Source organism: Enterococcus sp. DIV1368b, assembly GCF_050529595.1.
GTDB classification, from domain to species: Bacteria; Bacillota; Bacilli; order Lactobacillales; family Enterococcaceae; genus Enterococcus_B; species Enterococcus_B mundtii.
This window is the reverse complement of the sequence record NZ_CP172883.1, coordinates 2,058,731-2,082,265: the sequence shown is the minus strand read 5'-3', so window position 1 is coordinate 2,082,265 and position 23,535 is coordinate 2,058,731. Positions and strand designations below refer to the sequence as shown.

The 23,535-nt window shown below is 41.3% G+C and carries 23 protein-coding genes; all 23 read left to right on the top strand.

What is annotated here, in order from left to right:
- Positions 1–41 precede the first annotated feature (41 nt).
- The 23 genes from rplS (at position 42) to IGJ19_RS09425 (ending at position 23,525) form a co-directional block, all read left to right on the top strand.
- The gene (gene rplS, locus IGJ19_RS09535) at positions 42–389 is read left to right on the top strand and encodes a 50S ribosomal protein L19 (protein ID WP_002286913.1); all 348 of its coding nucleotides are present in this window, start codon (positions 42–44) and stop codon (positions 387–389) included.
- A 369-nt stretch (positions 390–758) separates the two neighbouring features.
- A complete protein-coding gene (locus IGJ19_RS09530) occupies positions 759–1,415 on the top strand; it encodes a hypothetical protein (RefSeq protein WP_010723185.1) in 657 nt (218 codons plus the stop codon).
- An 84-nt stretch (positions 1,416–1,499) separates the two neighbouring features.
- Complete coding sequence (gene fss3 / locus IGJ19_RS09525; RefSeq protein ID WP_430603817.1) at positions 1,500–4,727, top strand: fibrinogen-binding MSCRAMM adhesin Fss3; 3,228 nt, start codon at positions 1,500–1,502, stop codon at positions 4,725–4,727.
- A gap of 112 nt (positions 4,728–4,839) precedes the next feature.
- A complete protein-coding gene (locus IGJ19_RS09520; protein ID WP_010723183.1) occupies positions 4,840–5,154 on the top strand; it encodes a YdcP family protein in 315 nt (104 codons plus the stop codon).
- A 12-nt stretch (positions 5,155–5,166) separates the two neighbouring features.
- Positions 5,167–5,541 (top strand): YdcP family protein, encoded by a 375-nt coding sequence (locus IGJ19_RS09515; protein ID WP_010723182.1) that lies wholly within the window; start codon positions 5,167–5,169, stop codon positions 5,539–5,541.
- On the top strand, positions 5,542–5,895 hold the full coding sequence (locus IGJ19_RS09510) for a damage-inducible protein J (protein ID WP_142433338.1): 354 nt from the start codon (positions 5,542–5,544) through the stop codon (positions 5,893–5,895).
- A 69-nt stretch (positions 5,896–5,964) separates the two neighbouring features.
- Positions 5,965–7,332: an FtsK/SpoIIIE domain-containing protein gene (locus tag IGJ19_RS09505; RefSeq protein WP_010723179.1), complete on the top strand. Its 1,368-nt coding sequence runs from the start codon at positions 5,965–5,967 to the stop codon at positions 7,330–7,332.
- A 44-nt stretch (positions 7,333–7,376) separates the two neighbouring features.
- Positions 7,377–8,519, top strand: a complete 1,143-nt coding sequence (locus tag IGJ19_RS09500; protein ID WP_325065910.1) for a DNA cytosine methyltransferase — start codon at positions 7,377–7,379, stop codon at positions 8,517–8,519.
- Positions 8,509–8,799, top strand: a complete 291-nt coding sequence (locus IGJ19_RS09495) for a hypothetical protein (protein ID WP_010723177.1) — start codon at positions 8,509–8,511, stop codon at positions 8,797–8,799. Before IGJ19_RS09500 ends, IGJ19_RS09495 begins: the two co-directional genes overlap by 11 nt.
- Before the next feature lie 255 nt (positions 8,800–9,054).
- Positions 9,055–10,239 (top strand): MobT family relaxase, encoded by a 1,185-nt coding sequence (mobT, locus tag IGJ19_RS09490; RefSeq protein WP_142433341.1) that lies wholly within the window; start codon positions 9,055–9,057, stop codon positions 10,237–10,239.
- Entirely contained in the window at positions 10,236–10,373 is a 138-nt protein-coding gene (locus IGJ19_RS09485; protein WP_142433342.1) for a DUF3789 domain-containing protein, read from the top strand. Before mobT ends, IGJ19_RS09485 begins: the two co-directional genes overlap by 4 nt.
- A 4-nt stretch (positions 10,374–10,377) precedes the next feature.
- Positions 10,378–10,599: a hypothetical protein gene (locus IGJ19_RS09480; protein WP_002298822.1), complete on the top strand. Its 222-nt coding sequence runs from the start codon at positions 10,378–10,380 to the stop codon at positions 10,597–10,599.
- 12 nt (positions 10,600–10,611) lie between these two features.
- The gene (locus IGJ19_RS09475) at positions 10,612–11,115 is read left to right on the top strand and encodes an antirestriction protein ArdA (RefSeq protein WP_142433343.1); all 504 of its coding nucleotides are present in this window, start codon (positions 10,612–10,614) and stop codon (positions 11,113–11,115) included.
- A gap of 59 nt (positions 11,116–11,174) precedes the next feature.
- Entirely contained in the window at positions 11,175–11,564 is a 390-nt protein-coding gene (locus tag IGJ19_RS09470; RefSeq protein ID WP_010723172.1) for a conjugal transfer protein, read from the top strand.
- Positions 11,551–13,998, top strand: a complete 2,448-nt coding sequence (locus IGJ19_RS09465; RefSeq protein ID WP_142433344.1) for an ATP-binding protein — start codon at positions 11,551–11,553, stop codon at positions 13,996–13,998. The genes IGJ19_RS09470 and IGJ19_RS09465 overlap by 14 nt, the downstream gene beginning before the upstream one ends.
- Before the next feature lie 4 nt (positions 13,999–14,002).
- Entirely contained in the window at positions 14,003–16,123 is a 2,121-nt protein-coding gene (locus IGJ19_RS09460; protein WP_142433345.1) for a CD3337/EF1877 family mobilome membrane protein, read from the top strand.
- Positions 16,120–17,124: a bifunctional lysozyme/C40 family peptidase gene (locus IGJ19_RS09455; RefSeq protein WP_325065915.1), complete on the top strand. Its 1,005-nt coding sequence runs from the start codon at positions 16,120–16,122 to the stop codon at positions 17,122–17,124. The genes IGJ19_RS09460 and IGJ19_RS09455 overlap by 4 nt, the downstream gene beginning before the upstream one ends.
- Positions 17,125–17,142: 18 nt before the next feature.
- Positions 17,143–18,054 (top strand): conjugal transfer protein, encoded by a 912-nt coding sequence (locus tag IGJ19_RS09450; RefSeq protein WP_142433347.1) that lies wholly within the window; start codon positions 17,143–17,145, stop codon positions 18,052–18,054.
- 656 nt (positions 18,055–18,710) lie between these two features.
- Positions 18,711–19,631, top strand: a complete 921-nt coding sequence (locus IGJ19_RS09445; RefSeq protein WP_229220283.1) for an alpha/beta hydrolase — start codon at positions 18,711–18,713, stop codon at positions 19,629–19,631.
- Between the two features lie 16 nt (positions 19,632–19,647).
- Complete coding sequence (locus IGJ19_RS09440; protein WP_010723166.1) at positions 19,648–20,712, top strand: alpha/beta hydrolase; 1,065 nt, start codon at positions 19,648–19,650, stop codon at positions 20,710–20,712.
- A gap of 170 nt (positions 20,713–20,882) precedes the next feature.
- Positions 20,883–21,863, top strand: a complete 981-nt coding sequence (locus IGJ19_RS09435; RefSeq protein ID WP_430603812.1) for an aldo/keto reductase — start codon at positions 20,883–20,885, stop codon at positions 21,861–21,863.
- Between the two features lie 180 nt (positions 21,864–22,043).
- On the top strand, positions 22,044–22,799 hold the full coding sequence (locus IGJ19_RS09430; protein WP_430603810.1) for a flavodoxin: 756 nt from the start codon (positions 22,044–22,046) through the stop codon (positions 22,797–22,799).
- A gap of 9 nt (positions 22,800–22,808) precedes the next feature.
- Positions 22,809–23,525: a flavodoxin gene (locus IGJ19_RS09425; RefSeq protein WP_430603808.1), complete on the top strand. Its 717-nt coding sequence runs from the start codon at positions 22,809–22,811 to the stop codon at positions 23,523–23,525.
- The last annotated feature ends 10 nt before the right edge of the window (positions 23,526–23,535 follow it).

Below are 23,535 nucleotides of genomic sequence, written 5' to 3'. Positions count from 1 at the left end.
AAATTACTCATAAGAATGTTTGGAATAAGGAGAAGAAAACAATGAATCCATTAATCGAAGAATTAACAAAAGAACAACTACGTTCTGACATTCCAGCTTTCCGCCCTGGTGACACTGTACGTGTTCATGCGAAAGTTGTCGAAGGTACTCGTGAACGTATCCAGTTATTTGAAGGTGTTGTAATCAAACGCCGTGGTGCTGGAATCAGCGAAACTTATACAGTACGTAAAGTTTCTAACGGTGTAGGCGTTGAGCGTACATTCCCATTGCACACACCACGTGTTGCAAAAATCGAAGTTGTCCGTTACGGTAAAGTACGTCGTGCGAAATTGTACTACCTACGTGCATTACACGGAAAAGCAGCTCGTATCAAAGAAATTAGAAGATAATAACGGAAAAAATCCTAAAATCTCTAAAATCTGTGAAAAGTCCTTGTATATCAAGGGCTTTTTCTTTTTTCTCTATCACAGTTTTAAGCCTGAATTGGCTGTTTTGGACCATTTTTTACTCATATTCCCCTAGAATGTCCTAGATTGTCCGATTTTGACTAACAGTGTCGTCAAAATAGGGCAAAATTTAGTAGTCAGTCTGACGACAAATTTAATACGAAAAATACCAAAACATTTACCGAATTTATCATATTTTTAACCCCTTAGGATAAAAAGGTACCAGTTTTCAAAAAAAGGCAAAACATATACTTTGGTGATAAAAAGTTAGTGTGATAGATATTCTCTAAATATTTTTTAGGAGATTTTTTAATGGATAAGATCGATGGTCGGATTATTTGGAAGAATCAAAGTGACTTAAAATTGATTTTAACAATTAATAATTTTATCGAAAAACACGGAATTACATCTACGAGACAATATCAGAAAAAGTTAGCAGAATATCCCAATGAATCACCAAGTATTTGGTTCATCAATCAGAAATATGGGTCATGGGATAACTTGCTAGAGAGTATTGGCCTTGAAAAAAATGATTATGGAAAATGGGCTAAGATGCCAGAAGATAAATTGATGGAAATAGTAGAAAGCTTTATAAGTGATGAAAAAATTCGTTCGCAGCGAAATTACGAAACAAAAGCAGTTGGTAGAGATGTCCCTTCTTTAAGTACGTTGAAAAAAATAGTTGGTGATGTACGTCCACTGTTTAGAAAAAAGGAAGAGAAAAATCTATTAACTGACTTTCAGTTATTGATGGAGCTAAGAGAAGAAATTATTCGATTAGGACTTGAAGAAGATTTATCAATGACGAAATTCCGTAAGTTATCAAGGTCAGATAAACTTCCATCAGCGATCACAATATTGAGAAGAACAAACAAATCTTGGGAGAAATTAATGGAAGAAATTGGATTTGATTATCGGAAAATAAAAATTTATAAACAAAGAAACAATTTATCTCGAAAGAAAAGTTAATAGTATCAAGCTTAAAAAGGCGTTCAAAACTAAAAATTTGAACGTCTTTTTTTATTACCCAAAAACGAAAGGAGATTTTATTTTATGAAAAAGTTGAGATTTAAAAATTGGCGATTATTTGCGACTTTGGCTCTATTAGGTCAAACAATTGGCGGAGCGATTGGTCCTACGATTGCCTTTGCCGATGAGATTACTCATCCGCAAACAGTGACTGTGCACTGCGATTTGTCACACTTATATGCGGTCGAAGGGACGTTCAGTGATGGTCGAACATTATCTGAGGTAACGGTTCCTCACTATGCTATCTATAATGGGGAGAAACAAGATATTTTCTGTATTGAACCAGGGGTACCAATTTACAATGAGTTCACTCCTGGGTATGAGAAAAATCCATTGCCTGATATGTCTGACAAAGCGAAACTAGTTTCAGTGTTATGGGAAAAAGCCGGTACAGACATTGATACACAAATGGTTGCTCAAAAGATGATCTGGCAAGAAGTCAATGGGTATACCCTTCACTCTATGAAACATCCAGATGGGAGTTCCGTAAATATCACAGCCATTGAGGCAAAAATCAATCAAGTCATTGCCGATTATCAGAAGAAACCGAGCTTCCATAATAGCACGGCTAAAACTGTATTAGGTCAATCGACCACTGTAACGGATACGAACAGCCTGAATTTATCCGAGTTTGATGAGATTGTCGAAAATACTGCAAATATTGATTATCGTGTGAATGGCAATCAATTAGTAATCACGCCTAATGCCGATTCAAAAGAAAGTGGTGTGTTGACGCTTAAGAAATCTGCTGGAACTGGAACACCGGTGGCTTATAAAAAAGCGGGACAACAAACTTTAATGGCCGGGGCGATTGATAAGCCGAACACCTACACAATCAAAATTGATGTAGAAACTGAAGGGTCTTTAAAGATCAAAAAAGTCGATAAAGAATCAGGTGACGTTGTGCCGGGAACAGTTTTCCATTTAGATTTTGGAAGAGCCTTACCTGCAAAAGACGTGACCACCGATAAAGAAGGAATTGCTACATTAAATGAGATTCCTCATGGTACAAAAGTAACCATTACCGAAAAATCAGTACCGGCGCCTTATACGATTGATACCACCCCCATGACTACCACCATTAAAGCAGGCGAAACCATTTACGTGACTTCAAAAAATACACGGGAAAAAGGGCAAATCATTCTGGATAAAAGCGGAGTTGAAACAGGGAGGGATCTTTGGAATGACAATTATTCCTTAGCTGGCAATACGTTTGCCATTCGCAAAGACAGTCCAACCGGTGAAATCGTTCAAGAAATGACCACGGATGAAAACGGTCATGCGGAAACACCAAAAGAGATTGCTAATGCGTTGGAATTGGGAACCTATTATGTGACCGAAACTAAAGCTAGTCATGGGTTCGTGAATACATTCAAACCTGTAAAAGTCGAATTGAAGTATGCCAATCAAACCGTAGCCCTTGTTACCAGTAACGTAAAAGGGCAAAACCAAGAAATCACTGGCGAAACCACTCTGACAAAAGAAGACAAAGATACTGGGGATAAAACACAAGGTAAGGCAGTCTTTGAGGGTGCTGAATACACTCTGTTTACTGCAAAAGATGGACAAGCAGTTAAATGGAGTGAGGCTTTTAAACCAGAATTAGCGAAGGGAACGAAAGCTTCTGATGAAACGGTCACTTTAACTTTAGACGAAAAGAACCAAGTTGCGGTTAAACATTTAGCCATCAATGAGTATTACTGGCAAGAAACCAAAGCACCTGAAGGATATACTTTGGATGAAACGAAGTATCCTGTATCCATCAAAAAGGTGGATGATAACGAAAAAAATGCCGTAATTACTCGAGATGTTACGGCAAAAGAACAAGTGATTCGCTTTGGTTTTGATTTCTTCAAATTCGCCGGATCAGCTGCGGGCACTGCCGAAACTGGGTTTAATGACTTAACCTTTAAAGTGTCGCCATTGGAAAGGACCAATGAAATCACAGGTGCCGAAGATGAAGCGACCACTGCTTACAACGAGCAACTATGTTTTGATGGCTATGGCAAGTTTGAAAATCTCCCTTATGGGGATTATTTACTTGAAGAAGTAGGAGCCCCAGAAGGATTTCAAAAGATTACGCCTTTAGAAATCCGTTCTACTTTTAAGGAAAACAAGGAAGACTTTGTGAAGAGTGAATATGTTTTTACCATTACCGAACAGGGCCAAAAACAACCAATTAAAACGGTGACCGCTCCTTACGAGAAGCTGACGAGCAAAGCATTTTCTGTTAGTTTGAACCGTTTGATGCTTTATGATTTGCCTGAGGAAGAAGATAGTTTAACTTCCCTTGCGACTTGGAAGGACGGAAACAAAGAATTAACTTCTCTGGATTCTACCGAGCTAGTTGATAAATTGAGTTACAATCTCCATGAAATCAAAGAAGACTGGTATGTGGTAGCACAAGCCATTGATGTGGAAGCCACAAAAGTTGCCCAAGAAAAAGATGAAAAAGCCAAACCAGTGGTAATTGCCGAAACGACGGCCACCTTGGCGAACAAAGAAAAAACAGGAACTTGGGAAATTCTGCATAAATTAACCGCCGAACAAGTTTTGGATAAAACCATTGTTTTGTTTAACTATGTGTATGAAAACAAGGAAGCTTTTGAAGCAGGCAATGAGCCAGTAGCGAAGGATGCTAGTTTGAATAATCAAGCCCAAACTGTCAGTTGTACAGTGGAACGCCATGTTTCCATTCAAACAAAAGCGCACCTAGAAGACGGTTCTCAGACCTTTACTCATGGTGATGTGGTGGATATGTTTGATGATGTATCCATTACTCATGATGTACTGGATGGCTCAAAAGAAGCTTTCGAAACAATTCTGTATGCACTACTACCAGATGGTACGAACAAAGAGATTTGGAAATCTGGCAAAATTTGTTACGAAGTGAATGATAAAGATTTTACCAAAACCGTGCTTGCAGAAAAAGTAGACACCGGAAAGTATCCAGAAGGAACCAAGTTTACTTTTGCGGAAATCAATTATGATAAAGATGGGAATATCAATGGGAAACACAATGAAGATTTGAAAGAAAAATCCCAAACCTTGACGCCAAAAGAAGTGCCAACCACACCAAGTACGCCGGAACAACCGGAAACACCAACTGTTCCAAGCGACTCTCAAGAATCTAGTCCTACAGTGAAGAAATTCCCTCAAACCGGGGAGAAAAATTCTAATGTGTTATTGTTCATTGGCTTTACCTTGATCTTTGCGACGGCGGGCTATTATTTCTGGAATCAGCGGAACTAAGGTGATGAGATGATACAAGTAAATTATAAGAAGCAACGTGCGCGACCGCCTCCCAAAAAAGTGGTCGTGCTATTTTTGTATCCAAAACTAACAATGAAAAGAGGAAAAGAAGATGGAATTGAAATTTGTCGTGCCAGATATGGCCGAAACCTTTGGAAAGATCAGTTATGCCGGAGAAGGCGAAATTTTGACAGAAGGATATGGGCGGAATACAACGGTGGTTGGCCGCAGTTATCATTTGTATTCCAGTAAACAACGAGCTGATGATATTGAAGTGGTAGTAGCTGCGGAAGTTGGTGAAAAGGATTTTGACCAAGACCAACCGCTAAAAGCCGTGAATCCCCACTTGGTTGCCAAAGGCTATGAGATTGAAAACCGCGGTTTTACCGATTACGTGTTGTATGTCGATGATTTAGTGAAAGCATAGGAGGAAAAGAAGATGAGATTAACAGAAGGTATTGTCGTAGATTCGGGATTAACGTTTGGGAAGTTGCGCTTTTCCGCATTACGTCGAGAAGTACGGAAACAAAATGAGGATGGAACGGTTAGTAATGAGGTAAAAGAACGAACCTATAATTTGAAATCCTCCGCACAAGGTCGAATGATCCAAGTTAGTATCCCGGCAAATGTGCCCTTACGCGAGTTTGCTTATGATGCAGAGGTAGAGCTAGTCAATCCAATCGTGGATACCGTCGCCAATTATGTTTTTCGAGAAGGGACTACTGTCAATTGGTTCATTAAGGCAGATGATTTAGTCTTGAAACGACAATCAAATCAAGGAAATCCCACGAACCAAAATGAAGGAAAGAAATAGGTGAAGCGTATGGAAATTGATGTTGAACATATTTTAGATTGTCTCAATCAATTTGGCAAAGGTGAGCTAACGGAGGAACAACTCACGAAAGCATTAACCCATGATGAAAAAATGTTTTTGATTATGCATCAAGGATTACTGGAAGTAGGTAACGATGCCAAAGAAGACTTTGATGTACTGGATTGGTTAGGGGAGGAAGAGTCCTTCTTTATGGTTGTCGAGGTAAATGAAAGTTTATGTCGTCAAGCAGAATCTGTCTTGGAAGAAATCGGTGTGGAGATGCCGGATGCTATTGAAGGTTTCTTAACGCAATTGGTTGAAACAAAACAACTCTCCGTAGCAGTAAATGACTAGCATAACTTTTTGAAATTGCCCAATAAAATCCTATTGGGCAATTTTCGGTTGGAGGTGGAAACCATCAAAATGTACAAAGGGCATCGCATACGGGCAGGAGATCAGCACTTGGTTTATCACTTTGTTCTTGGCTGGATCATTGCTTTGTTCATCGGTTGGATGGGTGTCTTCTATTTTCAAGAGCTTAAACAATTTGAGATTTCTAAGCTCTCACTTTCCACTAGTGAAATTGTTTGGTCCATGAAAGATTTAGTATGTCTGCTTGGAAGTCTCGCTCTTTCAGGAGCTATGATGTTACTTTATATTCATTTTTTTCCTGATCATTGGCGAAGTTTATGGCATCGACAAAAGCTAGCCCGGATGATTCTAGAAAACCATTGGTATGAAGTGAAACAAACTCAAAGTGAAGGCTTTTTCAAAGATTTGAATGGTAGTCGGACCAAAGAGAATATCAGTTACTTCCCCAAAATCTATTATCGAATGAAAGATGGCTTACTTTCTATACGCGTTCAAATTTCACTAGGAAAATATCAAGATCAACTATTGAAGCTAGAAAAGAAGTTAGAAAGCGGACTGTATTGTGAGTTAGTAGAAAAGGAACTCAAAGACTCCTATGTGGAATATATCTTGTTATACGATATGATTGCCAATCGAATTGGGATAGATGAAGTAGTGGCAAAAAACGGAGCTCTGCAATTGATGAAAAATCAAGTATGGGCGTATGATTCTTTACCTCATATGTTGATCGCTGGTGGCACAGGTGGAGGGAAGACCTATTTCTTACTCACCATTATCGAAGCACTATTGAAGTCAGATGCAGAATTGTTTATCCTCGATCCCAAAAATGCGGATCTCGCCGATTTAGGTACGGTGATGTCTCATGTTTATTCTCAAAAGGAAGAAATTTCTGCTTGTGTAGAAGATTTTTACGAACGCATGATGACTCGTAGCAAGGCAATGAAAGAAATGCCCAACTACAAAACAGGAGAGAATTATGCCTATCTTGGACTTCCGCCAAATTTTTTAATCTTTGATGAATACGTGGCTTATATGGAAATGTTAACGACTAAAGAAAGTACGGTGATTTTGAATAAGCTCAAGCAAATTGTGATGTTAGGTCGTCAGTCTGGTTTCTTTCTGATTTTGGCTTGTCAAAGACCGGATGCAAAATATTTAGGAGATGGGAGTCGCGATCAATTCAACTTTCGCGTAGCTTTAGGACGTATGAGTGAACTAGGATACTCCATGATGTTTGGTGAGGTTGATAAAAACTTTTTTATGAAACGCATTAAAGGTCGAGGCTATGTAGATACAGGAGGGAGTGTGATTAATGAGTTTTATACACCACTTGTGCCAAAAGGGTATGATTTCTTAAAGGAAATTAGCAACATTGTTGTATTAACCGTTCATACGGAAAGAGAAAATAATAGTGTGTAGCCTAGGAATATCAATAATCCTAGGCTTTTTTATTGAGGTGATTTATGACATTTTTAGATTTATTCGCTGGGATTGGTGGCTTTCGCTTAGGTATGGAACAAGCCGGTCACCAGTGTATCGGTTTTTGTGAAATTGATGAATTTGCTCGGAAGAGTTATAAGGCAATCCATGATACAAGTAAGGAGGTGGAAATGCATGACATCACAAGTATATCAGACGAGTTTGTTCAATCACTCGGACCAGTGGACATCCTTTGCGGCGGATTTCCGTGCCAAGCTTTTTCAATTGCGGGAAAGCGGCAAGGATTTTCCGATACTCGAGGTACTTTATTCTTTGAAATCGCTCGGTTCGCCGCTCTTCTCCAACCTAAGTTTTTATTCCTTGAGAACGTCCGGGGATTACTCAATCACGAAGGAGGGGCTACGTTCGAGACAATCCTCCGAACGCTGGATGGATTGGGGTATGATGTGGAATGGCAGGTGCTTAACTCAAAGGCCTACGTTCCCCAAAGTCGCGAGCGGGTCTTCCTTATCGGACATTCTCGAGACGCATGTACCGAACAAGTATTTCCTATCATTGGATCGTCTGCAACATCTGATCAAAACATCAGAAACTTGTTAAATATCAATCCTTCTAACCATGGAATGGGTGGACAAGTCTATGGGCCAGATGGTGTGGCCCCAACGTTAACAGGTGATGAAGGAATCAAAATTGCGTTACCAGCAAATGAAGGCATATCGCTGGCGGGGATGTTGCCGGGAAATTTTGAACAAGGCAATCGCGTTTATGAAGTAACTGGAACGGCCCCTACTTTGTCAACAAAACAAGGTGGAACGAAAATTATGATTCGGAAAAATGAAACTGAATACCAAGAAGTAAAGCCAGGGGATAGTGTGAACCTGGCTTTTCCTCATTCCACTAGTCGTCGAGGTCGTCTTGGGAAACAAAGTGTGCATACCTTATTAACAGGAGACCAGCAGGCGGTCGTCACGGATCAGTATCAAATTCGGAAACTTACGCCAAGAGAGTGCTGGCGTCTTCAGGGCTTTCCCGATTGGACCTTTGATCGAGCAGCTCAAGTCAATTCAGATAGTCAGTTGTACAGACAGGCCGGAAACTCTGTGACAGTTCCGGTCATTTTTGATATTGCGAGAAAATTAAAGGAGGTGGAAATGCATGATTTATGATGAGTTGATTGGAGAAATTTATTGGGTGATTGGCAAGATTCAGTCAGATCCGGAATTGGAAGAAGAACTGTACCGGCTCAATTTCGATATTCGAAAAAATGGGGTGAAGGTCCCTGGGGATTCATATGTAATGGACGAAGAAACCGATGCTCGAATGGAGCTGAATCAAATCATCAGTGAATTGGAACGGATTGCGGACCTTGCCAAAGAACCGGATATCCGTCAATACTTGTTCGAGATAAAAGCAGAAGTAGAAATTGAGGGCATTACCGCGGAGTAACAGGTAAATAAACCACTGATAGGCGCTGACCGCGGGGGATTTGCGAAGCAGAAATCCTCCGTGGTGCTGTGCCTGTTCATGGACGGCGGCAGCTGGCCATGATGTCTCACCCCCCGTATCTAACAGGGGGGTACAAAAACACAAAAAATAAGCAAGCAACCATTAAAAATGCTTGTTGTATCAAGGATATTAAGCGATTTGCATAGGTGTTAACTCATTTGAAAAAGTTAACACCTTGAACTTGGAGGTGAGAACTTGACACAACGGAATTTAGATTATCGGTTATTAAAAGAACGACGCAATGAATATGGTGTTTCACAAAATAAATTGGCTACGGCTTGTGGGCTTAGCCGTCCCTATTTAAATCAGGTAGAAAACGGTGGCGTAACCGCCTCTACAAAGACCATGAGGAAAATTTTTGACCAACTGGAAAGTTTCAATCCCGATTTGCCTTTGACGTTACTGTTTGACTATGTAAGGATTCGTTTCCCCACAACGGATGTACGGAAAATTATTCAAGAAATTCTCCATTTGAAATTTGAGTATATGCTTCATGAGGATTACGCCTTTTACTCCTATCAGGAACAATATGTCATGGGCGATATTGTGGTGATGTTGTCACATGAAGAAGATAAGGGCGTTCTTTTGGAATTAAAGGGGCGAGGTTGTCGGCAATTTGAAACTTTTTTACTTGCTCAAAAGCGTAGCTGGTACAACTTTTTCGGAGCTTGTCTAAAAGCCGGTGGCGTGATGAAACGTTTGGACTTGGCAATCAATGATCGAGTGGGGCTATTGAATATTCCTGATTTAACGAAAAAATGTCAGAAGGAAGAATGTATCTCCTTGTTTCGTACCTTTAAAAGTTATCGTTCCGGGGAACTGTTGAAAGCTGATGAAAAGGATGGTATGGGCAATACCTTATATATCGGCAGCCTCAAAAGCGAGGTTTATTTTTGTTTATATGAAAAAGATTATGAGCAATATATCAAGTTAGGGATTCCATTAGACCAAACTGAAACGAAAAATCGCTTTGAGATTCGACTAAAAAATGACCGTGCTTATCATGCAATTCAAGATTTGTTAAAAGGTCGTAGCATTGAAAGTACCACCTTTTCCATTATCAATCGTTACTTGCGATTTGCGGATAAGGTGGAAGGCAAACGGCGAACCAATTGGCCCTTGAATGAACAATGGGGTCGCTTTATTGGACGGAATCGCAAGGAAATTCAATTAACTTCTGAGCCGAAACCGTACACGATTGAACGAACCTTAAATTGGCTTGGCCGACAAGTTGCACCTACGTGGAAGATGGCCAAGGAGTTGGATCGTTTGAATCAGACAACGCATATCCAGAATATGGTACAAAATGCACGCTTATCAGACCGGCATAAAAAGATTTTGGAGCAACAAAGTATGGCAGTCGAAAACTTGATTATATGAAAAGAGGAATTGTGATGGGAATTGTAAAAGATATTTTATTGGTGTTTGGTGGCAGTATGCTTGGTGTTACCGTGATGTGTTTGATGAATGCTAGTTCAGTAGCGGACCGAGCAATGGAAAAGAAAGGAAAGTGATGAGATGAATTTCGGACAAAATTTATATCAATGGTTTTTGACCAATGCCCAATCCTTAGTTTTACTGGCAATTGTGGTCATTGGTTTATTTTTAGGATTTAAGCGGGAATTTTCCAAATTGATTGGTTTTTTGGTGATTGCCTTGATTGCGGTAGGGCTGGTCTTTAATGCTTCTGGTGTGAAAGATGTCTTACTCAATTTGTTTAACCGAATTGTCGGTGCCTGAGGGGGAATCACGATGGAACAGATGCGTGTTTATATTGCGAATCTCGGGAAATATAACGAAGGGGAGTTGGTGGGGGCGTGGTTTACCCCACCTGTCGATTTTGATGAAGTGAAAGAACGGATTGGATTAAATGACGAATATGAAGAATATGCGATTCATGATTATGAACTGCCTTTTGAGATTGATGAGTATACACCAATTGAAGAAATTAATCGGTTGTGTGGCTTAGCGGAGGAGCTTGAAGGAACGCCAGTTGGTGAAGTTGCTTCTGAGATTCAACACGCTTTCTTCAATTCTTTCGAGGAAATGGTAGAGCATGTGGGTGATATTGTTTATTATCCGGATTGCGATGATATGAGCGATGTAGCGTATTACTTGATTGTAGAAACTGGTGATTTTGGTGAAGTACCAGAACACTTGAAGACGTATATCGATTTTGATGCGTGTGGTAGAGACTTGGAGATCGGAGGCAATTATTTGGTTACGAGTCGAGGTGTTTTTGAGTATCCATATTAACGAAACTATTGAAGGGTAGTTGATTTTTAAACTATCCTTCTTTTTTAAGGAATGATTTGATGAAAAAAATAAAAAGTTACACCAGTATTTGGACAGTTGAAAAAGTCATTTATGCAATTAATGACTTTCAGCTGCCTTTTCCTGTGACTTTTAACCAGATGGCTTGGTTTGTATTATCCTTGTTGCTTGTCATTGTATTTGCCCATGTGCCTCCACTATCTATGATAGAGGGGGCGTTTTTAAAATACTTAGGCATACCGGTGGCGGTTACCTGGTTTATGTCGCAAAAGACGTTTGACGGTAAGAAACCACTGGGATTTTTACGATCCTTTATCAGTTATCACTTACGGTTTAAGGTCACTTTTGCAGGGAAGAAAGTCAAAGAACAGAAGAAACGATGGGACGAACCCATTACTCTTGTAAGGAGTGTGAATTATGTACCCGATTAAGTATATTGAAAACAATCTTGTTTTTAACCAAGAAGGTGATTGTTTTGCCTACTATGAGTTAGTGCCTTACAATTACTCCTTTTTGTCACCTGAACAGAAGTATCAAGTGCATGACAACTTTCGACAATTGATTGCTCAAAATCGTGAAGGTAAGATTCATGCCTTACAAATTGCGACAGAAAGTAGTATTCGTGCCACACAAGAGCGATCGAAAAAGGAAATTACCGGGCGATTAAAAGAAGTAGCGAAACAACGGATTGATTTACAAACAGATGCATTAGTATCCATGATTGGCGATAGTCAGATTGATTATCGCTTTTTTATTGGCTTTAAACTAATTGCGACGGATGAAGAGGTCAATCTAAAGAATCTCAAGAAATCTTTCTTCTCCGGCTTTCAAGAATTTGTCTATGGAGTGAATCATCATTTGATGGGTGATTTTGTTTCGTTATCCAATGAAGAAATTCGCCGTTATACCAAGCTTGAAAAACTAATGGAAAGTAAATTGGCTAGAAGATTTAAAGTCAGACGAGTCACACCGAGTGACTTGACGTATTTGATTGAACATATTTATGGCGAAAAAGGTACACCGTTTGAAGAATATGAATTTCAGCTATCAAAGAAAAAGCTGAAATCAGAAACTTTGGTGAAACGTTATGACTTGTTGCGTCCCGGTCGTTGTTTGATTGAAGAAAAACCAAGGTATTTACGGATGGAACACGAGAATCATGAGTCCTATGTAGCTTATCTAACAATCAATACGATTGTCGGAGAGATGGAGTTTCCTTCCTCAGAACTTTTCTATTACCAGCAACAACAATTTACATTCCCAATCGACACGAGTATGAATGTGGAAATTGTTACGAACAAAAAGGCACTTGCCACCGTTCGCAATAAGAAGAAGGAACTGAAAGATTTAGACAACCACGCTTACCAATCTGATAATGAAACGAATTCCAATGTTTTAGATGCGTTGGATTCCGTGGATGAATTGGAAACCACCTTGGATCAGTCGAAAGAATCCATGTACAAACTGAGCTATGTGGTTCGGGTAAGTGCGGAATCAGTGGATGAATTAAAACGCCGTTGTGATGAAGTGTTCGATTTTTATGATGATACCAATGTAAAACTAGTCCGTCCCTTTGGCGATATGATGGGGCTACATGAAGAATTTTTGCCTTCTAGTAAGCGATACATGAACGACTATATCCAGTATGTAACGTCTGACTTTCTCGCTGGACTTGGTTTTGGAGCTACCCAAATGTTAGGAGAATTAGAAGGCATTTACTTTGGCTACAACGTGGATACGGGGCGTAATGTTTACCTGAAACCGGCCTTGGCCTCACAAGGGGTAAAAGGCTCAGTTACCAATGCGCTAGCAGCGGCATTCCTCGGTTCACTCGGTGGCGGAAAATCCTTTAGCAACAATCTCTTGGTCTACTATACTGTTTTATTCGGTGGGCAAGCTGTGATTGTTGATCCAAAAGGCGAACGCGGTGGCTGGAAAGAAACCTTGCCAGAAATTGCGGATGAAATCAATATCCTCAACTTAACGAGTAAACCAGAAAACCAAGGGTTACTTGATCCTTATGTGATTATGAAGAAAAAGAAAGACTCGGAAAGTTTAGCAATTGATATTCTGACCTTTCTAACAGGGATTTCTAGTCGGGATGGGGAGAAGTTTCCTGTTTTACGCAAAGCCATTCGAACCGTTACCCAAAGTAATCAACGAGGCTTATTACAAGTCATTAACGAACTGCGTAAAGAGGGCTCACCAGTTGCGGAAAATATCGCGGATCATATCGACTCTTTTACCGATTATGATTTTGCCCATTTGCTTTTCTCAGACGGTTCAATTACTCAATCCATTAGCTTAGACAAGCAGTTGAATATCATTCAAGTGGCAGACTTGGTTTTACCAGATGCAGAAACCACTTTTGAAGAATATACAACCATGGAATTACTTAGTGTTTCTATGCTAATCGTTATTTCGACTTTTGCCTTAGACTTTATCCATAGTAATCGAGAAATTTTCAAGATTGTGGATTTGGATGAGGCGTGGAGTTTTCTTCAAGTGGCACAAGGGAAAATATTATCGAATAAGCTCGTTCGTGCTGGGCGGGCTATGAATGCTGGGGTTTACTTTGTCACGCAAAACAGTGATGACTTATTGGATGAGAGGTTGAAGAATAATATCGGGTTGAAATTTGCGTTTCGCAGTACCGATATTCATGAAATCAAGAAAACGTTGGAATTTTTTGGATTGGATCAAGAGGACGAAAGCAATCAAAAGCGCCTGCGAGATTTGGAAAACGGTCAATGCTTGATGCAAGATTTGTATGGTCGGGTGGGCGTGGTCCAAGTTCACCCCGTATTTGAAGAACTATTCCATGCCTTTGATACTCGTCCACCGGTTCAAGAGAGAATGGAGTGAGGAGATGAAAAAGAAACTTTTTCGGATTATGGGAATTCTCGCAATCAGTCTCTGCATCATTTTACTTCTTCTCAGTCTGATTGGAACGGTGGCCGAGGCAACTGGATTAGTTGATGATACGGTGAAAGCCGGAAACCTTTATTCCAAATATTCTCTGAACAATTATCAACTAGATTTCTTTGTGGATAGCTCTTGGGACTGGCTGCCTTGGAATTGGGAGGATGGCCTAGGGAAGAGCGTGATGTATGGACTTTATGCCATCACTAATTTTATTTGGACCGTAAGTCTGTATTTATCGAACGCCACAGGCTATGTAGTTCAAGAAGCTTATAAATTGGATTTCATTTCGGATACAGCTGAAAGTATTGGGAAGAATATCCAAACCTTAGCCGGCATTACCGAAAATGGACTCCAGACCTCGGGTTTCTACTTCGGTTTCTTATTATTAATGATTTTGGCTCTAGGAGTTTATGTGGCGTATACCGGATTATTAAAACGAGAAACTACCAAAGCAGTCCGGGCTGTCATTAATTTTGTGATGATCTTTCTACTTTCGGGTTCGTTCATTGCTTATGCGCCTACCTATATCACAAAAATCAATGACTTTAGCTCAGATGTTAGTGAAGCGGCTCTTAGCCTTGGGACCGAGATCGTTGTACCGAATTCTGAAAGCCAAGGGAAAGATAGTGTCGATTTGATTAGGGATAGCTTATTTTCCATTCAAGTCCAACAACCTTGGTTACTCTTGCAATTTGATGATTCCAATATAGAAGAAATTGGCGAAGACCGAGTCGATAAAATCTTATCCGTGAGTCCAGATGAAAATAAAGGCAAAGATCGGGAAGAAGCGGTCAAGGCCGAGATTGAAGACAATGACAATGCGAATTTAAGTATTACCAAGACCATGAACCGCTTAGGGACCGTGGTCTTTTTGGTGTTGTTCAATATTGGGATTTCCTTCTTTGTTTTCCTCCTAACCGGGATTATGTTATTCTCCCAAATTCTCTTCATTATCTTTGCGATGTTTTTGCCGATTAGTTTTTTATTGTCCATGTTGCCGACTTATGAGAGTTTGGGAAAGAAGGCGATTATTCGTTTATTCAATACGATTATGATGCGAGCGGGAGTGACCTTGGTGATTACAACTGCTTTTAGTATCTCCACGATGTTTTACAATATTTCGGCGACCTATCCCTTCTTTATGGTAGCTTTTCTACAAATTGTGACCTTTGCCGGTATCTATTTCAAATTGGGTGACATTATGAGTATGTTCAACCTCCAGAGTAATGACAGTCAGTCAATGGGCAGACGGGTTATGCGAAAACCGCAAATGTTGATGAACCGTAAATTGCGGCAACTCAGTCGAAATGTGGGACGAACTTTGGCTTTTGGTGGTGGTGCAGCAGTTGGAAATAAGTTGGCAAAGGAACAATCAAAATCCAAATTTAAGCCATCCGGTTCTGCTCTACGAAAGAATTCACGATTACCTACCGATCACGAGCTACCATCTGACTTGAATAAGGAAAATCCAATTTCAAATAATAAGAAACAATCTCGAATGAACTTGGCCGGGAGAAAAGTCGGCAAAGTTTTGGATACCCAAGCTTTGGTGAAAGATAAGACTAAACAAGTAAAGGATCAGGTACGGAATACACCAACGAATTTGAAATACAATCTCCATAAAGGAATCGAAAAGACGAAAAAAGCACCAAAAGAATTCAAGCGCGGACTGGTCCAAGAAAAAGCAAATCGAGCGGAGTTGCGAGAAAAACAACGACAACGTAGAGATGAAAAAATGGCTGAAAAACGAAAAGTTTTGGGCAAAGCAAATCACCAAAGAGAAAGAAGGACGAATGTTTCGATAGACAAAGTAACTCAGCCTCAAAAAGATAGGACGACGAAAAAAGAAGCGCCAAAGCGGATTGTGAGAGTAAATTCGAATCCCGAAATCAAACGAAAACTAACTAGTCAAGAAATCATTTCAAAAGGGAAAATCCAATCAGCAAGTAAGAAAAATTCTTTCCAACAAGTGAAACAGAGGTCCACTCTGCCAAAGCGGACCAATCAAAAAGTACAAAAAAGAATGACCTCTCGTCCAAAACCAAGGTCGGGTGAGAAAAAATGAACGTAAAGAAATTGAGTATTATTTCGTTAACTTTCCTGGCCATCTCTTTTATGGGTATTTTGATGTGTGTGGGTTTGTTGTTTGGTGAAGACAGCGAAGGAAGTGGCAGTTCAGGTGCTTCTCCTGGGGGAACTAGTGTCTCAGAAGAAGTTTTGAAACACCGTGCAATGGTAGAAAAGTATGCCAAAGAATCGGATATAGCAGAGTATGTCCCGATTCTTTTGGCGATTATTCAAGTGGAATCTGGTGGCACAATGGAAGATGTCATGCAGAGTTCGGAGTCAGCCGGCTTACCACCGAATTCATTAAGTACCGAGGCATCCATCAAACAAGGATGTCTTTATTTTGCGTCTTTGGTTAAGCGTTCCAAAGAACTAGGGTGTGACCAAGATAGTATCATTCAGGCCTATAACTATGGTGGCGGGTATCTGGATCATGTCGCAAAAAACGGGAAGAAGCATAGTTTTGCTTTAGCTGAATCTTTTTCAAAGGAAAAATCAGGTGGTCAAAAAGTCGATTACCCCAACCCAATCGCGATTAAGGAAAATGGTGGGTGGCGGTATAACTATGGCAATATGTTTTATTGCTTGTTGGTGAAACAATATCTGAACACGACACAGTTTGATGATAAAACCGTCCAAGCGATTTTTGACGAGGCGTTTAAGTATGAAGGAACGGCCTATGTATTTGGTGGCTCAAGTCCCGAAACAGGTTTTGATTGTAGTGGCTTGACCCAATGGTGTTACGCCAAAGTTGGTTTGAAACTTCCTCGGGTGGCTCAGGATCAATATGATGCCATGACTCATATTGATTTAAAAGATGCCAAACCAGGTGATTTAATTTTCTTTCATTCAACTTATGATGCCGGTACGTATGTGACTCATGTGGGTATTTATGCAGGAGAGAATCGTATGTATCATGCAGGAGATCCAGTGGGATGGACGAATCTAACAGAAAACTATTGGCAGCAGCACCTTATCGGAGCTGGCCGATACAAATAAGAGAAAAGAGGAAAAAGAATGAAGATAAAAATTGAACGGAATCAAAAGGAAAAGAGCCCAAAAAAGAAAAAAGAACGAGTTGTATCCGTGGGTAAGCATCGAAAAATGGTGCTTGCCCTTTGGCTTTTATTGTCTTGTAGTCTTGCTTTTGGCGTTTATAAAAATTTCACCGCCATTGATCAACATACAACTCATGAAAAAGTGGTTATAAAAGAGAAGGTAGTGAATACTTCTGGCGTTGAAAGTTTTACAGAGGATTTTGCGAAAGAATATTTTTCATGGAAAAATAACAAAGAAGCAATTGAAAAGAGAATGAGTAATCTCGAACAGTACCTTACAGAAAACGGTCTCGCTTTAATCCAAGATATGGTTCGAGCAGATATTCCCACGAGTTCCGAAGTTCAATCTGTAAAAATTCTAGATGTTGAAAAACACTCGGAAGAATTTGTCGTTTCATTTTTAGTGGAGCAACATATTACAGAGGGAAAAAAGACACAATCAATTTCTTCTGCATATCGAGTGACAGTCTTTGAAGATGAAAAAGGGAATCGTATTGTAACGAACCTTCCTACCATGATTGCAAAACCAGAAAAGGCACAACATGAAGAAAAACAAGTAGAAAGCGATTCAGAAATTGATGTCAAAACAAGGGAAGAAATCGCTGATTTTTTAGAGACATTTTTCAAGCTTTATCCAACTGCTTCCGAAAAAGAACTTGAGTATTATGTAGAAAATGATGTGATGCGACCTATTAATACAAATCTAAAATTGGTGGAGTTAGTGAATACAGTTTTCACACAAAATGGCAAAATTGTTCAAGTAAAAGTTGATGTAAAATATCTTGATAATCTGTCAAAAGTAACTAATTACTTTCAATATAAAATGGAGTTACAAAAAGATGGAAATTGGATAATTATCAACGCTGATTAGAATAACTTGAGTTAATAGGTTGAATGATTTTTGATAGGAATAACTCATCAGGTAATATGGATTATTCATGGGAAACCGTATGATAAAGGGTGATGTGTGTGACACAGTTAATTTTCATTTATTGAGAATAACGACACCAAATTTCATAGAACCAAAATACCGTTTCGTGTGGCCTGTATCACTACTTGAAACGGTATTTTTTTATTGATGATGTCGATCTGTTAAGTTCAGCCGGATTGTGTTGAGAAGAGTTGGTAATAAGATCGTGAAACAGGAATAGCAATGGTTCGTTATTTTGTAGCTAAGTGAGCTGTTTCCTCATTTTTGTAGAAAATCGTGTATTTCTCCTTGCTCTGGAGTTAACTCGAGGGATTAGAATAAATTTAGCAAGTTATCAAAAATTGAATTTATTTAGTGACAATTATGCGTTCCGTGAATCAATCGGAGAAAAAATTTGTCATGCCTGCTGACTTACCTTTTGTCATAACCATTACACAAAGGAAGCACGATCTTTCAAATACTCCATAGAATGGATGATTACAATGAACAGATTTAAGAAAAGAGCATGGGTGTTACTGGGTCTACTGCTTGTTTTCGCTACGGCTTGTAGCAGGAATTTGGATGAGACGGACAGTTCGACAGGCGAAAGTAGGAGGATGGTCACGGAAGAAAAAGGAAGCGAACAAGCAACAATGACAAAATTTACCTTAGAATCTACTGTGGGAGAGGTACTGGCAGATCCCGCCTTTGAAGATTTTGGTCATCTGCTATTTCCCGTGGATAGAAATGTAACAGAGGAGATGAGTTTGGCCGATGTTAGTACTAGCCGGGTGTATGTTTGGTACAACAATATCCAGCCGGAGAAGACGGTGGCAATCATCAATCACCTGAAAAGTCGAGCGACAGACGGCCAGCGGATTTTCTATCCCATTTATGAGGAGGAGGAAATAGCTGCTGACTCCGCCAAAGCGGATACGGGCTTGTTTTACTTTGGTGGAGAGGCGGGCAAACCTTTTGCAATCATGAATGCCGGGGGCGGTTTTTCCTATGTGGGCGCGATGCATGACAGCTTTCCCCATGCGCTAGCGATCACCGACTATGGTTATAACGGCTTTGCCTTAATCTACCGACCGGATGATGCCTATGCGGACCTTGCTAAGGCCATTGAATACCTGTATGACCACGCCGAAGAACTCAAGGTGAGTGGCGAAAATTATTCCTTGTGGGGTGGCTCGGCGGGAGCACGCATGGCAGCCACCCTGGGCAATGGAGATTCCTTGTCTCAATTGACTGGGCGCAAGGATATTCCCCAGGCAGCTACTGTGGTGATGCAGTACACGGGCTACAGTGCTTATTCTCCCGGCGATGCGCCCACTTATGCAAATGTGGGAACAAATGACGGTATTGCGTCTTGGCGAACCATGGAAAGCAGACTTCAACGCCTGGAGAGTCTAGGAATCGCCACGGAATTCCATGTGTACGATGGACTATCCCACGGCTTCGGTCTAGGGACCGGCACGGTGGCCGAGGGCTGGTTTGATGATGCAATTGCGTTTTGGGAGTCACAGATGAAGTAGACAAGGAGGCTGTGAGATGAGAAAAATAGTAGGGACGTTACTACTGGTATTGCTTGCCACCGGGATTGTTGGGTGTTCTTCCCGGGATAGTCAAGAAAGCAAGACCACAAGAAATGAAGATAAGTCCAATAATAAGTCCAAAGAATCAACCTACGAAATTCGGCCAGGAACAGACGGCTTTACCCAAAAGTATGATGATTTGCCCGAAGCATACCAGGTGAGTGCTAGCTTTTCGACTAGTGCCATGAACCAGCGACCGCCGCTACCTGAGGGCAACCAAACCGTGCTGACGGCTGTGCCAAATCCAAAAGTGACCGAGGTGTTCTATCTTTGGGAAGAAGGCAATGCGCCTGCTCAGACCGTGGTTGATTCGAATCGGACAGGCTACTATGACCCTTACGACTTCAGACCTTATGTGACCGTACTTCCGGTACCAGCAGGCGTTGAAACAAAAGGGGCGGTGGTGCTTTTAGCAGGTGGGGCCTTCCAGTTCAGAGGGGATTACACGGATACGCTCCCCACCGCGGTCCAGCTGCGTGAGCATGGCTATGTTTGTTTTGTGGTGGATTATCGTCTGCGGCCCTATTCTCAGGAAGAAGGTGCCCTGGATGTTGGGCGAGCTGTGCGATTTATTCGCAAAAATGCCGATATCTATGGGATTGATTCGAAAGATATTGCAGTGATGGGCTATTCTGCCGGGGGGATTCAGGCGGGGGAATTATTTATTAGCGCGGACGGTGATGTGAACGGTTCTTATTTAGACGATGAGTATCAACCAGATGAGCTAGACGAAATTTCGGCGGAGGCGTCTGCCTGTGGGATGATTTATGCCTTTTACGGCAGGTTAAGTGTCGCTTCCTTGGATGTGGAGAAATTACAGGCAGCTGATTTGCCACCCACCTTTTACTGCTATGGCACGGAGGATCCTTTTTACCGACAGTTCGAAGCACAAGTCGAGCTGATGGATGAAGTGGGAATCGACACTAGAACCATCGTGTTGGAGGACTGGCCCCATGGCTTTGGTGGCAATGGTGGCTGGGTTGAGGATTATGCGGCCTGGCTTGAAGAAATCTTTACGTAACGAAAATAATTCTTGTAGGGGTTACCAAATCTGAGCCGGTAGCCTCTTTTTTGTTCTAACTACAAAAGTTAATAAAATAGCGAATCTGAGGGGCCGGTTAAAAAAATAAAACAACTGCCTTGCTATGGAGTCCACTCCATACCCTATAGTAATAAATGGAGGTGTATCAAATGAAAAAACGGACACTAGGAAAAGATTTGCAAGTATCAGAAATTGGATTGGGTACCATGGGGATGAGCTTTGCTTATGGGGCTATCCCGGATCGCAAGGAAATGATTCACCTTTTACAAGAGGCAGTAGAACTAGGAGAGTATTTCTTTGATACGGCTGAGGTTTATGGACCATATCACAATGAAGAACTTATCAGAGAAGCATTGGCCCCTTATAAGAGCCAAGTGATCATCGCAACCAAGGGTGGAATTAAAATCATCGACGGCAAACAAGTGGTGGATGGACGCCCGGAAGAATTAGAAAAATCGGTGGAAGGTTCCTTAAAACGGTTAAACTTGGAAGCCATTGATTTGTACTATTTGCATCGAGTGGATCCCAAGGTACCGATTGAAGAAGTGGCGATGATAATGCAAAAGCTGATTAAGGCAGGGAAAATTAAGCATTGGGGACTGTCAGAAGCCGGCGTTCAGACGATTCGCAAAGCCCATGCCATCGAACCTTTGACCGCTGTGGAAAGTGAGTATTCCCTTTGGACTCGAGAGCCTGAAAAAGAACTCATTCCAACGCTGGAAGAGTTGAACATTGGCTTTGTGCCTTTTAGTCCTTTAGGCAAAGGTTTCTTAACCGGCACCATCGATACTAGTACCAAGTTTGATGAAGGGGACGGCCGGAACGTTTTGCCTCGCTTCCAAAAAGAAGCCATGGAAGCGAACCAGAAATTGGTGGATTTAATCACAGATTTCGCCGCCCAAAAAGATGCCACCAATGCCCAAATCGCCTTGGCTTGGCTATTGGCGCAAAAACCTTGGCTTGTGCCAATTCCCGGAACGACCAAACTTGCTCGGGTGAAAGAAAACATCCAAGCTGCCGAAATCCGCTTAACGGCTGAAGAAGTGGCAGGCTTGACCAAAGCGGCAGATGAGATTCAAATTGTGGGAAATCGCTATACGCCAGAATTGGCGAAACGAGCAGGCTTGTAAGCTAGTCTTTGATAAAGGTAGTCTTCTTTTAAAGGTGCGCCTTTAAAAGAACTACCACTATCTTTGGCGAAAATGCCAAAGCGTTTATGAAAAATTAACTGAAGATTCTCAATTGCTAGATGAATGACCTTCGAAAATTGAAAGTTGAAGGGAAGTAAGACAAAAGAAAGAAGTGACGGAATGAAAAAACGCATGATGTTCGTAGCCGGACTGGCCCTCGTATTGGCCGGCTGTCAAACACAAGATGAGGGGAGGAATTCCTCAGTAAGCAGTGCTTCTATCAATACGGAAGCCACCACTAGTAACAGCACTAGTACCAATTCGAGTACAAATGAGGAGACCGCCGCTACCGGAGAAGACTTGCCTCTGAATGATACCCAATATGGTCGAGGAGCTGCCTCGGATGGCGCAGATACCAATGACGACGAGGAAGCTACTCGGATCTTAACCGCAGATAGCAAGAGTATCATCATCTACTTTTCCAGAAGTGGTAATACAGAGAACTTAGCCCGGATGATTCATAACGAGAACCAGGCAGATGTCTTGGAACTCGCCGTGGAAAATCCTTATCCTGCCGATTACGAAGAGGCCGTGGAGCGAGCAAACGAAGAGCGAGAAAACCAAGATTATCCCAAAATCAGTACGGAGATTCCAGATTTTGGGCAGTATGACCGGATTTATTTGGGCTATCAGACCTGGTCCATGACCTTATCCCATCCCATCACTTCCTTTTTGATGGACCATGGGGAGAAATTTAATGGTAAGACAATCTACCCATTTTCAACTAATGCGGGATACGGGGAAGGGGACACCTTGGAGCGGATTGGGGAATTAGCACCAGGGGCCACCATTGCAGAAAGTTTTGAAATTCAAGATGAGGACTTGTTAGCCAATCAAGATCAGGTCATCGCTTGGGTAGCAGACAGCGAATCATAGGAGGGAATTATGAGAAAATCAATTTTATTGGGGAGTCTTTTGGTTTTAGCTGCCTGCCAAGCGGATCAAGAGCCGGGGGATTCAAGTTCAATATCCACGGGAACCAATCAAAGCACCAATCAAAGCACTAGTCAAAGCCGAGTAACCCAAGGAGATTTTTCTTTAGCTGATGACTACGGCAAGAGTCTGATCATCTATTTTTCCGAACCGGAAGCAAGTGGCGTAGATGCAGTAGCCGGGGCCAGTCGGGTAGTGGAAGATGGGGAGGTATTAGGAAATACGGAGCAAATTGCCTCTTGGATTGCCGAAGATACCGGACTGGAACGAGTGCAGATTGAAACAAATAGGGCTTATCCCAGTGACCACGATGAACTAGTCGACCAGGCAGACGAGGAACAAGCAGAAGACGCCCGGCCGGAGATTTCCTTGGCTAGGGAGGATTTGACTGACTACGATACGATTTTTATTGGCTATCCCATCTGGTGGGCGGATTTGCCCATGCCAGTGTATTCCTTCTTTGACAATGAAGATTTTTCCGGGAAGACTTTGATTCCTTTCTCCACCCATGGAGGCAGTGGCTTGGCTGATACCATCGCAACCATTGAAGACTTAGAGCCGGATGCCACGGTGGTAACGGATGGTTTGACCATTTCCCGAAACAATGTCAGCGACTCTCGGGCAGATGTAGAGCAGTGGTTGACCAATTTCGGCAGTTACAGTGAATAGGAGGTAAGCC